The 12,379-nt window shown below is 68.0% G+C and carries 17 protein-coding genes; 2 read left to right on the top strand and 15 right to left on the bottom strand.

Annotated elements, in window-relative coordinates; all coding sequences use genetic code 11:
* Positions 1 to 25: 25 nt before the first annotated feature.
* From OEL49_RS14145 to cobT, 3 genes are read right to left on the bottom strand one after another with little or no spacing between them, the layout of a single operon-like run.
* The gene (locus OEL49_RS14145) at positions 26 to 595 is read right to left on the bottom strand and encodes a histidine phosphatase family protein (protein ID WP_014235585.1); all 570 of its coding nucleotides are present in this window, start codon (positions 593 to 595) and stop codon (positions 26 to 28) included.
* On the bottom strand, positions 580 to 1,356 hold the full coding sequence (locus tag OEL49_RS14150; RefSeq protein WP_014235586.1) for an adenosylcobinamide-GDP ribazoletransferase: 777 nt from the start codon (positions 1,354 to 1,356) through the stop codon (positions 580 to 582). Before OEL49_RS14150 ends, OEL49_RS14145 begins: the two co-directional genes overlap by 16 nt.
* 10 nt (positions 1,357 to 1,366) lie before the next feature.
* The gene (gene cobT, locus OEL49_RS14155; protein ID WP_014235587.1) at positions 1,367 to 2,422 is read right to left on the bottom strand and encodes a nicotinate-nucleotide--dimethylbenzimidazole phosphoribosyltransferase; all 1,056 of its coding nucleotides are present in this window, start codon (positions 2,420 to 2,422) and stop codon (positions 1,367 to 1,369) included.
* Positions 2,423 to 2,505: 83 nt separating this feature from the next.
* Between cobT and cobU the strand changes: the two genes are divergently transcribed.
* A complete protein-coding gene (gene cobU, locus OEL49_RS14160) occupies positions 2,506 to 3,084 on the top strand; it encodes a bifunctional adenosylcobinamide kinase/adenosylcobinamide-phosphate guanylyltransferase (RefSeq protein ID WP_287875271.1) in 579 nt (192 codons plus the stop codon).
* Between the two features lie 83 nt (positions 3,085 to 3,167).
* Complete coding sequence (locus OEL49_RS14165; protein WP_014235589.1) at positions 3,168 to 3,620, top strand: universal stress protein; 453 nt, start codon at positions 3,168 to 3,170, stop codon at positions 3,618 to 3,620.
* 107 nt (positions 3,621 to 3,727) lie between these two features.
* Here the strand turns inward: OEL49_RS14165 and OEL49_RS14170 are convergent, their stop codons facing one another.
* The 12 genes from OEL49_RS14170 to ruvC form a co-directional block, all read right to left on the bottom strand.
* Entirely contained in the window at positions 3,728 to 4,099 is a 372-nt protein-coding gene (locus tag OEL49_RS14170; protein ID WP_130459843.1) for a PilZ domain-containing protein, read from the bottom strand.
* Positions 4,100 to 4,144: 45 nt separating this feature from the next.
* Positions 4,145 to 4,792: a 7-carboxy-7-deazaguanine synthase QueE gene (gene queE / locus OEL49_RS14175; protein ID WP_287875274.1), complete on the bottom strand. Its 648-nt coding sequence runs from the start codon at positions 4,790 to 4,792 to the stop codon at positions 4,145 to 4,147.
* A gap of 115 nt (positions 4,793 to 4,907) precedes the next feature.
* Complete coding sequence (gene ybgF / locus OEL49_RS14180) at positions 4,908 to 5,684, bottom strand: tol-pal system protein YbgF (protein ID WP_287875276.1); 777 nt, start codon at positions 5,682 to 5,684, stop codon at positions 4,908 to 4,910.
* Between the two features lie 2 nt (positions 5,685 to 5,686).
* Positions 5,687 to 6,202: a peptidoglycan-associated lipoprotein Pal gene (gene pal, locus OEL49_RS14185; protein WP_014235593.1), complete on the bottom strand. Its 516-nt coding sequence runs from the start codon at positions 6,200 to 6,202 to the stop codon at positions 5,687 to 5,689.
* A gap of 39 nt (positions 6,203 to 6,241) precedes the next feature.
* Positions 6,242 to 7,525 (bottom strand): Tol-Pal system beta propeller repeat protein TolB, encoded by a 1,284-nt coding sequence (gene tolB, locus OEL49_RS14190; protein WP_205229732.1) that lies wholly within the window; start codon positions 7,523 to 7,525, stop codon positions 6,242 to 6,244.
* Positions 7,526 to 7,619: 94 nt separating this feature from the next.
* Entirely contained in the window at positions 7,620 to 8,420 is an 801-nt protein-coding gene (locus OEL49_RS14195) for an energy transducer TonB (protein ID WP_287875279.1), read from the bottom strand.
* Positions 8,421 to 8,446: 26 nt separating this feature from the next.
* Positions 8,447 to 8,845 carry an ExbD/TolR family protein gene (locus OEL49_RS14200; protein ID WP_130459840.1) on the bottom strand — a complete coding sequence of 133 codons (399 nt, stop codon included), beginning with the start codon at positions 8,843 to 8,845 and terminating at the stop codon, positions 8,447 to 8,449.
* Positions 8,846 to 8,857: 12 nt separating this feature from the next.
* The gene (tolQ, locus tag OEL49_RS14205; protein WP_014235597.1) at positions 8,858 to 9,535 is read right to left on the bottom strand and encodes a protein TolQ; all 678 of its coding nucleotides are present in this window, start codon (positions 9,533 to 9,535) and stop codon (positions 8,858 to 8,860) included.
* Entirely contained in the window at positions 9,532 to 9,957 is a 426-nt protein-coding gene (gene ybgC, locus OEL49_RS14210; protein ID WP_130459839.1) for a tol-pal system-associated acyl-CoA thioesterase, read from the bottom strand. Before ybgC ends, tolQ begins: the two co-directional genes overlap by 4 nt.
* A 58-nt stretch (positions 9,958 to 10,015) precedes the next feature.
* The gene (ruvB, locus tag OEL49_RS14215) at positions 10,016 to 11,098 is read right to left on the bottom strand and encodes a Holliday junction branch migration DNA helicase RuvB (protein ID WP_014235599.1); all 1,083 of its coding nucleotides are present in this window, start codon (positions 11,096 to 11,098) and stop codon (positions 10,016 to 10,018) included.
* Positions 11,099 to 11,172: 74 nt separating this feature from the next.
* A complete protein-coding gene (gene ruvA / locus OEL49_RS14220; protein ID WP_287875282.1) occupies positions 11,173 to 11,757 on the bottom strand; it encodes a Holliday junction branch migration protein RuvA in 585 nt (194 codons plus the stop codon).
* Complete coding sequence (gene ruvC, locus OEL49_RS14225; protein WP_172974744.1) at positions 11,754 to 12,359, bottom strand: crossover junction endodeoxyribonuclease RuvC; 606 nt, start codon at positions 12,357 to 12,359, stop codon at positions 11,754 to 11,756. Before ruvC ends, ruvA begins: the two co-directional genes overlap by 4 nt.
* Positions 12,360 to 12,379: the final 20 nt, after the last annotated feature.

Raw genomic sequence — 12,379 nt, forward strand, 5'->3', positions numbered from 1 at the left:
GGATTTTACCGGCTTCGCAGCCCTTTTAGCGGTTGAGGAAGCGCACCCGGGCGCCCTGGGCATCCAGCTGCACCCGGCTGACGCCGGCATAGTCGAAATGCAGGCGGAACCAGTCGGCCGGGGCCAGACCCAGCCAGTGGCCGAAGAGGGCCTTGAGCACGCCGCTGTGGGTCACCACTACCAGGGCCCGGTCCCCATCCCCGGCCGCGGCCTGTTCCGCCACCCAGGCCAGGGCCCGGGCCTGCAACTGGGCTGCCGTCTCGCCGCCGTGGGGCGCGGCGTTCGCCGTATCCGCCGCCCAGCGGTCCAGCACGCCTGGGTCCTGGCGGTGGATGTCGTCCCAGGCCCGTCCTTCCCAGTGGCCGAAGTGCAGCTCCTGGAGACGGGCGTCCGTCGCCGCTTCCGGGCCGATGGCCCGGGCCAGTTCGAGGCAGCGCCGCAGGGGGCTGGAATGGAGGGGGGCATCCGTCGGCAGCAGGGGCCGCAGGCGGGCCGCCGCGACGGCCGCAGGTTCGGCCAGGGCCAGGTCGGTGCTGCCGTAGCAGATGCCCTCGGCCACCAGGGGCCGGGGATGGCGGATCAGGAAAAGGTCCACAGCAACCCCAGGTAGAAGGCCAGTTCGCTGCCCTGCTGGGCGGCACCCAGACAGTCGCCGGTATAGCCCCCCAGGCGCCGCCGCATCAGGCGGCCCAGCCACAGGGTGCAGGCGGCGGCCAGCAGCAGGGCCATGGCCAGGTTGGCCGGAGGCAGATAGAGCGCAAGCAGGGCGACGCCGGCCAGGGCGAAGCACAGGGCCAGGACCAGCTCGCCGGCGCCCATGCGGGTGGCCAGGGGCTTGGCCTTGGCCAGCTGGTCCTCGCGCACGTAATCCAGGCTTTTCAGCAGCACCGTGGCGCAGCCCCGGGAGACGGCATGGCCGGCCACCAGGGCCGCCGGCAGGGCCGCGGCAGGCAGGGCGAAAAGGGCCAGGAACTTGCCCAGGAGCACCAGGACGATGGCGACGACGCCGTAGCTGCCGACCCGGGAGTCCTTCATGATGGTCAGCACCTGCTCCCGGGTCCAGCCGCCGCCGAAGCCGTCCACCATGTCCGACAGGCCGTCCTCGTGGAAGGCGCCGGTGACGTAGATGGTGGCAGCCAGGGCGGCCAGCACGGCAAGGGCCTTGGGCCACACCAGGGCGGCCAGGGCGAAGGCCAGGGCGGCGATGGCACCCACCAGCAGGCCCACCGCCGGGAAGTAGCGGGCCGCCCGGTTGAGGCCCTCGCTGGAATGGCCGACCCAGGCCGGCACCGGCAGGCGGGTGAAAAAACGCAGGGCGCCGAAGAAGTATTCCAGCTCCCGGCGCAGGCAGCCCATGGCCACGGCCTCAGGCTTCCTTGTCGCTGACGCCGGCCGACTCGAAGCTGGCCATTTCGTTGAGGAAGGCCACGGCGGCCCGCACCAGGGGCAGGGCCAAGGCGGCGCCGGTGCCTTCGCCCAGGCGCAGGCCCAGATCCAGCAGGGCGGTGGCGCCGAAGTGCTCGAGCTGGGCGCGATGGCCGGGCTCGGCCGAGTTGTGGCAGAAGACGCAGTAGCCCAGCACCTCCGGCTGCAGGCGGGCCGCCACCAGCAGGGCCGAGGTGACGATGAAGCCGTCCACCAGGATCAGCATTTTGGCTTCGGCGGCGGCCAGGAAGGCCCCCACCATCTGGGCGATCTCGAAGCCGCCGAACTGGGCCAGCACCTCCAGGGCATCGTCGCCGCCGCCGGCCTGGCGGTAGCGGGTCATGGCCTGGGCCAGCAGGTTGCGCTTGCGGGAGAGGCCGGCGTCGTCCAGGCCGGTGCCGCGGCCGACGCATTCGGGCAGGCTGGCGCCGGTCAGGCAGTGGGTCATGAGGGAGGCGGCGGCGGTGTTGCCGATGCCCATCTCGCCGAAGCCGATGACGTTGCAGCCCCGGGCGGCGGCGGCCCGCACCGCGGCGGCGCCGGCGGCGATGGCCTCATCCCGCTGGGCGGCGCTCATGGCGGCCCCTTCCAGGTAGTTGGCGGTGCCGGGGCCGATCTTGGCCGACAGCAGCCCTTCCCGGGGAGCGAAATCGTGGGCTACGCCCGCATCCACCACGGTCAGGGCGACGCCGTTGAGGCGGGCAAAGACGTTGATGCCGGCGCCGCCGGCGAGGAAGTTCTCCACCATCTGCCAGGTCACGTCCTGGGGATAGGCGGAAACGCCGGCCTTGGCGGCGCCGTGGTCGCCGGCGAAGACGATCACTTCCGGCTGCCGCACCGCCGGCGTCAGGCTCTGCTGGATCAGGCCGATCAGCAGGGCCAGGTTTTCCAGCTGGCCCAGGGCGCCCACGGGCTTGGTCTTGGTATCGATCTTGTGGCGCAGGGCCGGCAGGATGTCGACAGAGGGAGCGGCAATCTGGAAGTCGGGCAGGGACATGGGGCGGCACGCGAGGGGAAGTGAAGCCGGCCATTATACCCGCCGCCCCGAAGCCGCCCCGCCCCTGTGCTACCCTCTCGCCCATGGAAAAAGCCCTGCGCGAACTGATCATCGGCGGCGCCCGCTCCGGCAAGAGCGCCCTGGCCGAACAGCGGGCCGCCGCCAGCGGCCTGGAAGTGGTTTATGTGGCCACGGCCCAGTCCCGGGACGGGGAAATGGCCCGCCGCATCGCCCACCACCGGGAGCGCCGTCCCGCCCACTGGGGCCTGCGCGAGGAGCCCCTGGAACTGGCCGCCCTGCTGGCCCGGGAGGCCTCGCCCCAGCGTTGTCTGCTGGTGGATTGCCTGACCCTGTGGCTGTCCAACCTGCTCTTTGCCGGCGAGGCGGCGCGCCAGGCCGAAGCCGGCGAGGCGGTGCACTGCCCCCTGCTGCAGGGCCAGACCCAGGCTCTGGTGGAACTCCTGCCGACCCTGCCCGGCCGCATCATCCTGGTCTCCAACGAGGTGGGCTGGGGCATCGTGCCCATGCACCCGGTCTCCCGCCTCTTCGGCGACGAGCAGGGGCGCCTCAATCAGCGGGTCGGGGCCGCCTGCGAGCAGGTCACCCTGGTGGCTGCCGGCCTGCCCCTGAGCCTCAAGAGCCCTGGCGGCAGCGCCGCCTGATTAGGGAAAATCCCCGTTTCGCCGCCCCCCGGGGCCGGTGTATCTTGGCGCCCAACAATCCAACGTCCCGGGGAGATTCACCCATGTACAAGCGCATCCTGGTCGCCATCGACGACAGCTTCATGACCCAGCGGGTCCTGGCCGAGGCGGCCTCCCTGGCCAAGGCCCACGGTGCCGCCCTCTGCATCGCCCACGCCATCGACGAAACCATCCTGGCCCGCTCCAATGTGGAGAGCCTGGCCCCCACCCCCATCGGCGAAGTGGAATCCCAGCTGCGCACCGCCGCCCGGGCCTTCCTGGAGAAGGCCGCCGCCACCGCCCGGGCCGCCGGCATCGAGCCCGAACTGAAGGTGGTGGATTCGGAGAAGAAGCACGTTTCCGACATCCTGGCGGACACCGCCGAAGCCTGGAAGGCCGACCTGCTGATCCTGGGCACCCACGGCCGCCGCGGCCTGGAACGCTATTTCGTCGGCAGCGTGGCCGAGCGCGTGGTGCGCCGCGCCTCCTGCTCCATCCTGCTGGTACGGGGCGAGTAAGCGCTCACCCAAGAGCTGCCGCAAAACAAAAAGGCCGGATACCCGAAAGGGCGTCCGGCCTTTTTTCTTGGCTGGGGAATCTTGGCTGGGAAGAAGTCGGGCGGGGATCAGTCGTGGCTGACCAGGGCCGATAGTTCCCGGTTGAGCAGCTCCGGGTCGCCCAGGTTCAGTTCCACCAGGCGGCGCAGGTGGCTGATGCTGTCCAGGTCGATGGATTCGCAGCGGATGCCCACCGTGTTGTTGTCGCCCACGTGGGCTAGGTGGCCTTCCATGATCACTACCGCATCGCTGTGGTTGAGGGGAATCTCCAGCTTGCAGCCTTCGCCGGAGCGGCCCTGCCAGCCCGAGGCCATGGCCACCAGCGCCCCTTTGAGGGAAAGGTCGCGGATTTCGCCGATGTGGCGGCCGCCGCTGGCGGTGGTCAGGTAGGCGTTGCTGAGGAAATGGATGCGGCTGAAATGACGGCGTTCCTGGCTCATGGGAGTCTCCTCGCTGGGGCGCCGCCAGGGGTTGGCCGGGCGCCCTTATTTCCCTCGCATGTTACCCCAAAGCAGCTTGTGCAACTGCACCTGCAGGCGCACCGGCAGGCCGTCGGCGAGAATCCAGTCGGCCAGGGTGCCCGGCTCCAGGCTGCCCTGTACCGGCGCCATGAGGATGGGACAGCGGCCGATCAGGCCATGCTGGCGCAACTGGGCCACGGCCCAGTCGTAGTCGGCCCGGTCGGCCAGCACCAGCTTCAGCTCGTCGTGGGGCGTCAGGTGTTCCAGGTTGGACCACAGGTTGCGCTCCACCTCGCCGGAGCCCGGCGCCTTCAGGTCCACGATTTTCGACACCCGGGAATCGACGCCGGAAACATCCAGGGCGCCGCTGGTTTCCAGGGAAACGTCGCAGCCCGCATCGCACAGGGCGGTAAGCAGGGGCAGGCAGTTCTTCTGGGCCAGGGGTTCGCCACCGCTGACGCAGACCCGCTTGGTGGGGTGACGCGCCACTTCGGCCAGGATCGCCGGCAGGCTCATCAGGGTGCCGCCGGAGAAGGAATAGGCGGTGTCGCACCAGACGCAGCGCAGGGGGCAGCCGGTGAGACGCACGAAGACCGTGGGCAGGCCGGTACGGGAGGTTTCCCCCTGCAGGGAGTAGAAAATTTCGCTGATTTTCAGCGTCGGAGCGGTCATGGGCGGCGGCGGAAAAAGGGCTATCGATTGGGCCGGTTCGGCAAAAGGGGCGCTGCAAAAGACAACGGGGAACGTCAGCCGTTCCCCGCATGATCTGCGCCGATCCTGCCGGCGCCTACTTCTTCTTCAGCCGCTGGCGGGCCGATTCGGCGGCCTGGCTGCTGGGGTACTTGGCCACCAGGGTTTCCAGGGTCTTGCGCGCGCCCTTGGCGTCGCCCAGTTCCTGCTGGCAGGTGGCGGCGTTGAGCAGGGCGTCGGAAGCCTTGGGGCTTTCCGGCCACTTGGCCACCAGGGCATTCTGCACCTCGATGGCCTTCTTGCAGTCGCGCTGGGCGAAATGGCTGTTGCCCAGCCAGTACTGGGCCGACGGCGCCAGGGTGCTGGCGGGATGATTCTTGACGAAGGCCTCCAGGGCGCCGGCGGCTTCCTTGTACTTGCCGGCCTTGAACTGGTTGAGGGCCGCTTCGTATTCCTTCGCTTCCTGGGCCGGGTCCGACTTGGCGGGCGCCGGAGCTGCCGCGGCGGCGGCGGGAGCGCCCTCTTCCCCGGCCGGCGGATTGGCGGCGCCGGGAGCGGAGGGACCTTCCAGCTTGCGCAGGCGGGTATCCAGGTCGATGTAGAAATCCTTCTGGCGTTTTTGCGCTGCCTCCAGTTCGTAGGTCAGCACTTCCACCTGGCCGCGCAGCTTGGCCATTTCGGAGCGCATGGACTCGATCTGGTTGGACAGTTCGATCTGGGCCCGGGACGCCGTGTCCAGACGCTCGGTGGTCTGGGCCTTGAGATCGTTGATCTGGCGCCGGGCCTCTTCGTCGTCGAAGAGGCCGGCGTGTACCGGCCCGGCCACCCAGAGGGCTGCCAGAAGCGCCGCCGAGGGAACGAGCCGGCGCATCATGCTTAGAACTCGCCGCTGTAGAGGATGTCGGCGCGACGGTTTTCGGCGTAAGCAGCCTCGTCGTTGCCTTCAGCCTTCGGCTTTTCTTCGCCCAGGCTCACGGATTCCAGCTGCTCTTCACGCACGCCCAGCAGGGACAGGGCCTTCTTCACGGCGTCGGAACGCTTCTGACCCAGGGCCAGGTTGTACTCGCGGGAGCCGCGTTCGTCGGTGTTGCCCTGGATCAGGATCTTGGTGCCCTTGTTGGCTGCCAGATACTTGGCGTGGGCGGCGACCAGTTCCTTGTACTCGGGCTTGATGTCGAACTTGTCGTAGTCGAAGTACACGCTGCGCTTGTAGAGGACGTTCTTCGGATCGTTGTAGGGCTTCATGCCCACATCGCCGCCGCCAACGCCGGTGGCAGTGGCGCTACGGTTTTCGACGCCGGCGCCGGACTGTTCCGGGGCGGCGGGCTGGCTGCCGCAGCCGGCCAGCACGAAGAGGGAAGCGATGAGAGCGGGAAGAGCCAGTTTGCGCATGTTTCGGTACTCCTAGGGGTAAATGGGTGCTGCGTCGCGTTACTTCAGGTAAGGGCCCCACGCCGGTTCGCGAACATCGCCGGCGGAGACGGAAAGGCGCTGCTTGACCCGACCATCGGACGAAACAGCGGAAAGGACGCCCCGCCCGCCCATTTCCGTGGCGAACAGGATCATGCGGCCATTGGAAGCGAAACTGGGGGATTCATCCTTGTGGGAATCGGTGAGGATCTGCACCTGCTTGCTCGCCAGGTCCATGATGGCCAGCTGGAAGCGGCCGCCGTTGCGGGAGATGAAGGCCATGCTGCGGCCGTCCGGCGAGAGGCGGGGGGAAACGTTGTAGGAGCCATCGAAGGTGACGCGCTGGGCCGCACCGCCGCCGACGGAAACCCGGTAGATCTGGGGCGCGCCGCCCCGGTCGGAGGTGAAGTAGATGCTTTCGCCATCGGGCGAGAACTGGGGTTCGGTGTCGATGGAGGAGGAACTCATCAGGCGCTGGGCACCGGAGCCGTCCGCATTGACCAGATAGATCTGGGAGCCGCCGTCCTTGGACAGGGTCACCGCCAGGCGGCGGCCGTCCGGGGCCCAGGCGGGCGCCGAGTTGGAGCCCTTGAAGTTGGCCACCACGGTGCGCCGGCCGGTGGCCAGGGTATGCACGTACACCACCGGCTTCTTGTTCTCGAAGGAGACGTAGGCCAGGCGGCCGCCATCGGGCGACCAGGCGGGGGAAATGATGGGCTCCTTGGAAACCAGGGCCGGCTGGGCATTCTGGCCGTCGGCATCGGCGATCTGCAGCTCGTAGCGGCCGGCCTGCTTGACCACGTAGGCGATGCGGGTGGAGAAGTAGCCCTTTTCGCCGATCAGTTTCTCGTAGATGTAGTCGGCGATGCGGTGGCCGGCGGCGCGCAGCATGTTGGGGGTGGTGACGAAGGCGACGCCGCCCAGGGAGGCCTGCTTGGAAACGTCGTAGAGGCGGAAACGGGCTTCGAACTTGCCGCCGGCATCGGCCACCAGGCTGCCGCCGACGAAGGCGTCGGCGCCCTTGTTCTTCCAGGCGCCGAAATCCACGTTGTCGTTTTCGCTGATGGGGGTCGGGCCCGGCTCCACCAGACGGAACAGGCCGGAACGCTCCAGATCGGCGCGAATGACCGAGGTCAGGGCCCGGGAGTAGCCCGGTTCGCCGGCAAAGTCGGCGATGGCAATGGGCAGGCGGTGGGCGCCGGCACCGGTGATTTCAATGGCAAGCTGGGCGTGGGCGCCCCCCAGGGCGGCAAGCAGGGACAAGCCGAGCAGAACCCGGGAAAAATAGCGCGCAATCACGGTCATTGAAGAAACCTGGGCCGGAAAAAGGTCCGATTATACCCAAAGCCCCCGACGCTGCCGCGTAACGAAAGGTAACGTAAGGGGGAATGACAAAGAATCAGGGGGAGCAGCCGGAAGTCCCTTCCTGGGGACAGAAGGTCAGCTCCAGTTCCCGGTGGAAAGCCGACTTGTCGTCGGGCAGGGGCAGGGGCGAGGACTTCATGATGGCCCGTTCGACGGCGCTGTCGTAGGCCGGCACGCCGCTGGAACGTGTCATGCGGGCGCTGATGATCTCGCCGCTGGGCAGCTGGGTCACCAGGAACTTGGCCGTGGGATTGCCGCTGACGCTGACGAAGCCCAGGTTGCCCCGCACCTTGGCGCGGATCTTGTCCACGTAGGAAGCCAGGCCCTTGCTGCGGGAAGAGGCGGCGGCAGCCTCCTTGCCGGCGGCCTGCTGCATGTTCATTTCCCGGTTCAGCTGCTCCTTCAGGGCCTGCTCACGCTGGCGCTGCTTGAGGTCCCGCTGGTCCCGTTCCAATTCCTTCTGCCAGTCGGGAGTCTCGGGCTTCTTCTCCTCCTTCTTGGGTTCGGGTTTCGGCTCTTCCTTTTTCGGCTCCGGCTTTTTCTTCTCTTCCTTGAGCACGATGTCAGGCTTGGGCGCCGGCTTCGGGTCCGGTTTCACCTCGGGCTTGGGTTCGGGCTTCGGCTCCGGTTTGGGCACGGGCTTCGGTTCCGGCGGCGGCGGGGGCGGCTTGTAGGCGCCCTGGGGCACGTCGCTCCACAGCTCGACCTCCACCGCCTCGTGCTTGGTCTGCCAGCGGATGCCGAAGAAGAGGAAGATGGCCAGCAGCAGGTGCACCAGGATCGCCAGGATCAGGGCCTTGCGCTTGCCCGGCTCCGCCCGCCGTTCGAAGGGCATGTCCGTTCCGGCTTTCATCGGGGAACTCACTTGCGCACGGTCTCCAGGCCGACCCGCTTGATGTTCTGCAGCTTGATCTGGTCCAGCACCTCGAGCACGGCGTCGTAGCGGGCGGCCTTGTCGCCCACCACCAGCACCGGCAGTTCCGGATTGGCCTCCAGCTCGGTGGCCAGCAGGTCGTTGAGCTGGCGGCGGTCGATGGATTTTTCCTTGCCCCGGGCATCCTGCACGGCAATGCTGCCGTCGGCCTTGACCATGACCCGGTAGGGATTTTCCGGCACGGCGGAGGACTTGCCGGTGGAGGGCAGGTCCACCGAGCCGGTCTGCATCATGGGCGTGGCCACCATGAAGATGACCAGCAGCACCAGCATGACGTCGATGTAGGGAACGACGTTGATTTCGTTTTTAAGGCGACGCGGACGCATGGCTCCGGCCCCTTAACGCATCTGCCGCTGCAGGATGTTGGAGAACTCTTCCATGAAGCTCTCGAAGCGGGTGGAGAGGCGGTCGATGTCGTGGGCGAAGCGGTTGTAGGCCAGCACCGCGGGGATGGCGGCAAAGAGGCCGATGGCCGTGGCCACCAGGGCTTCGGCAATACCGGGAGCGACGGAAGCCAGGGTCGCCTGGCCCACGTTGGAGAGGCCGCGGAAGGCATGCATGATGCCCCACACGGTGCCGAAGAGGCCGATGTAGGGGGAGACGGAGCCGACGGAGGCGAGGAAGGCCAGGTGGGATTCCAGGTCGTCGATCTCCCGCTGGTAGGTGGCGCGCATGGCGCGGCGGGAGCCGTCCACCACGTCCTTGGCTTCCAGGTTCTTCTGGTTGCGCAGCTTGGTGAATTCCCGGAAGCCGGCCTCGAACACCCGCTCCATGGCGCCGGTGTCGTGGCGCTGCTCGACGGCGTTCTGGTAGAGGCGGTTGAGGTCGCCGCCGCTCCAGAAGTCCCGCTCGAACTGCTCGGTCTGGTTGCGCGCATTCTTTACCGCGTAGAGCTTGCGGAAGATGTAGTACCAGGACATGAAGGAAACGCCGGCCAGCAGGGCCATGACGACCTGGACGACGGCGCTGGCCTGGGTGATGAGGGAAAGGATGGAGAGGTCTTGGGTGACGTTCATTGCAGGGCTTCCAGTTTCTCGCGCAGGAATTCGGGAATGGGGGTGGTTTTCATGGCGTCCAGCTTGACGCAAACGATCTGGACGGTACCGCTCACCAGGTCGTCGTCGCTGCCGTGGCGACGGGCGAACTGGCGGAAGGTGATCTGGGCGCGGCCGAGCTTTTCCACGGCCAGGCCGATGGTCAGCAGGTCGTCGAGCCGGGCCGGCCGCAGGTAGTCGCAACTGACGGAACGGACGACGAAGGCGACGCCCTGCTCCGCCAGCAGGTCCACCTGGTGATGGCCGATGCTGCGCAGCCATTCGGTGCGGCAGCGCTCGAAAAAACGCAGGTAGTTGGCGTAGTAGACCACGCCGCCCGCATCCGTGTCCTCGTAATAGACGCGAACCGGAATGGTGAAGGCGTGGTCGGCAGGATGGCTCATGGGCGTAATTCTAGGCGGCTCGGGGCCTGGGGACGATGACAGTCTGTAACAGCCGTCCTCATTGCTCCTTGGGGGACCACAGGTCGGGCGTGGCGGCCGGGGTGCCGGGCGCCTCCAGCCCCAGGTGGCGGTAGATGGCCGGGGTGGCGATGCGGCCCCGGGGGGTGCGCTGCAGGTAGCCCTGCTGGATCAGGTAGGGTTCCAGCACGTCCTCGATGGTGTCCCGGGCCTCGCCGATGGCGGCGGCCAGGTTGTCCACGCCTACCGGACCGCCGGCAAACTTGTCGATCACGGCGGAGAGCAGCTTGCGGTCCATCAGGTCCAGGCCACCGTGGTCCACGTCCAGCATGGAAAGGGCTGCGTCGGCCACCTCCCGGGTGATGATGCCGTCGGCCTTGACCTCGGCGTAGTCCCGCACCCGGCGCAGCAGGCGGTTGGCGATGCGGGGCGTGCCGCGGGAGCGGCGGGCGATCTCCAGGGCCCCTTCCGGCTCGATGGCCACGTTGAGCAGCTGGGCCGAGCGGGTGACGATGTGGGTCAGTTCCTGGGCGTTGTAGAACTCCAGCCGGGCGACGATGCCGAAGCGGTCCCGCAGGGGGTTGGTCAGCATGCCGGCCCGGGTGGTGGCGCCCACCAGGGTGAAGGGCGGCAGGTCCAGCTTCACCGAGCGGGCCGCCGGGCCCTCGCCGATCATGATGTCGATCTGGAAATCCTCCAGGGCCGGGTAGAGGATTTCCTCCACCACCGGACTGAGACGGTGGATTTCGTCGATGAACAGCACGTCGTGCGGTTCCAGGTTGGTCAGAATGGCGGCCAGGTCGCCGGCCCGCTCCAGCACCGGTCCCGAGGTCTGGCGCAGGTTCACGCCCATTTCGGCGGCCACGATGTGGGCCAGGGTGGTCTTGCCCAGGCCCGGCGGGCCGAACAGCAGGACGTGGTCGAGGGCCTCGCTGCGCCGCTTGGCGGCGTGGATGAAGATGGAGAGCTGCTCCCGGATCTTGGCCTGACCGACGTAATCCGCCAGGCGCTTGGGCCGCAGGGCGCGCTCGATGGCTTCCTCCTGGGCCGACTTGCTCTCGGCGCCGATGAGACGGCCGGCGTCGGCGTCGAAGGAGGAATCAAAGGAATCGGTTTCGATCATGGAAAGCCTGGAGTGAGCCTGGAAAGTGCGGCGGGCGAGGCCCGGTAAGCCGCCATTTTACTCCCGCCGCCCCCTCAGGGCTTGGCCAGCAGTTTGAGGGCCTGGCGGATGCCGTCCGAAACGCCGCTGCCGGCGGGCAACTGCTTGAGGGCGGCGGCGGCTTCCCGCTCGTTGTAGCCCAGGGCCAGCAGCGCATTGAGGATGTCCGACTGGTCGTCGTGCACCACCAGGGTCGCAGCGGCCCCGCCGCCCACCACCGGGGCCAGCTTGTCCTTCAGTTCCAGCAGCAGGCGCTCGGCAGTCTTCTTGCCGATACCCGGCACCTTGGTCAGGCGGCCGGCCTCCTGGCGGGAGATGGCCGCCGCCAGGTCGCTGACGGAAAGGCCGGAGAGAATGGCCAGGGCCATGCGGGGGCCGACGCCGGAAATCTTGATCAGCTGGCGGAAGGCGAAACGCTCCGCCTCGGTGAGGAAGCCGAAGAGAAAATGGCCGTCCTCCCGCACCACGAAGTGGGTCAGCAGGGTCACCTTGTCGCCGTTGCCCGGCAGGTTGTAGAAGGTGCTCATGGGCACATCCACCTCGTAGCCAACGCCCTGCACGTCCAGGACCACCTGGGGGGGATTCTTTTCGGCCAGGAGGCCGGTGAGTCTTCCGATCATGTTCTCTTCCTTGGATTGGGGGCTTCCATCAGGCGGCCGCCGCGCACCCGCAGGCCGGCGGTGGCGATGTGGCCCAGCCCCTGGCCGCCGTGGGCGTGGGCGATGGCACAGGCCAGGGCATCGGCGGCGTCGGCGGACGGGTCGCCGGGCAGGCTGAGGAGGCGCTTGACCATGTGCTGCACCTGTTCCTTGGCCGCCTTGCCGTTGCCCACCACCGCCTGCTTCACCTGCAGGGCGGTGTACTCGCCCACCGGCAGGCCGGTGGACACCAGGGCGGTGATGGCGGCGCCGCGGGCCTGGCCCAGCAGCAGGGTGGACTGGGGATTGACGTTCACAAAGACCTTTTCCACCGCCGCCTGGGCCGGGCCGTGGGCGGCGACGATTTCCCGGATGCCTTGGTAGATCACCTCCAGGCGCTCCGGCAGGGTGCGGGTGTCGTCGGTGCGGATGCAGCCGCTGCTGACGTAGGCCAGCTTGTTGCCCAGCTTGTCGATGAGGCCGAAGCCGGTGCAACGCAGCCCCGGGTCGATGCCGAGGATGCGTACCGGCACGGGTGCGGCGGCGGCATTCGGCTTGGCGGAGACGGGGGGGATGGCGGACATGGCAGCATTCTAAGGGGGCG

The organism is Azospira sp. (assembly GCF_030247495.1).
GTDB lineage: Bacteria > Pseudomonadota > Gammaproteobacteria > Burkholderiales > Rhodocyclaceae > Azospira > Azospira oryzae.

Excerpts from the sequence above, each read along its gene's own strand:
- OEL49_RS14150 (WP_014235586.1), bottom strand. The coding sequence starts at position 1,356 with ATGGGCTGCCTGCGCCGGGAGCTGGAATACTTCTTCGGCGCCCTGCGT.
- cobT (WP_014235587.1), bottom strand. The coding sequence starts at position 2,422 with ATGTCCCTGCCCGACTTCCAGATTGCCGCTCCCTCTGTCGACATCCTG.
- cobU (WP_287875271.1), top strand. The coding sequence starts at position 2,506 with ATGGAAAAAGCCCTGCGCGAACTGATCATCGGCGGCGCCCGCTCCGGC.
- OEL49_RS14165 (WP_014235589.1), top strand. The coding sequence starts at position 3,168 with ATGTACAAGCGCATCCTGGTCGCCATCGACGACAGCTTCATGACCCAG.
- OEL49_RS14170 (WP_130459843.1), bottom strand. The coding sequence starts at position 4,099 with ATGAGCCAGGAACGCCGTCATTTCAGCCGCATCCATTTCCTCAGCAAC.
- queE (WP_287875274.1), bottom strand. The coding sequence starts at position 4,792 with ATGACCGCTCCGACGCTGAAAATCAGCGAAATTTTCTACTCCCTGCAG.
- ybgF (WP_287875276.1), bottom strand. The coding sequence starts at position 5,684 with ATGATGCGCCGGCTCGTTCCCTCGGCGGCGCTTCTGGCAGCCCTCTGG.
- pal (WP_014235593.1), bottom strand. The coding sequence starts at position 6,202 with ATGCGCAAACTGGCTCTTCCCGCTCTCATCGCTTCCCTCTTCGTGCTG.
- tolB (WP_205229732.1), bottom strand. The coding sequence starts at position 7,525 with ATGACCGTGATTGCGCGCTATTTTTCCCGGGTTCTGCTCGGCTTGTCC.
- OEL49_RS14195 (WP_287875279.1), bottom strand. The coding sequence starts at position 8,420 with ATGCCCTTCGAACGGCGGGCGGAGCCGGGCAAGCGCAAGGCCCTGATC.
- OEL49_RS14200 (WP_130459840.1), bottom strand. The coding sequence starts at position 8,845 with ATGCGTCCGCGTCGCCTTAAAAACGAAATCAACGTCGTTCCCTACATC.
- tolQ (WP_014235597.1), bottom strand. The coding sequence starts at position 9,535 with ATGAACGTCACCCAAGACCTCTCCATCCTTTCCCTCATCACCCAGGCC.
- ybgC (WP_130459839.1), bottom strand. The coding sequence starts at position 9,957 with ATGAGCCATCCTGCCGACCACGCCTTCACCATTCCGGTTCGCGTCTAT.
- ruvB (WP_014235599.1), bottom strand. The coding sequence starts at position 11,098 with ATGATCGAAACCGATTCCTTTGATTCCTCCTTCGACGCCGACGCCGGC.
- ruvA (WP_287875282.1), bottom strand. The coding sequence starts at position 11,757 with ATGATCGGAAGACTCACCGGCCTCCTGGCCGAAAAGAATCCCCCCCAG.
- ruvC (WP_172974744.1), bottom strand. The coding sequence starts at position 12,359 with ATGTCCGCCATCCCCCCCGTCTCCGCCAAGCCGAATGCCGCCGCCGCA.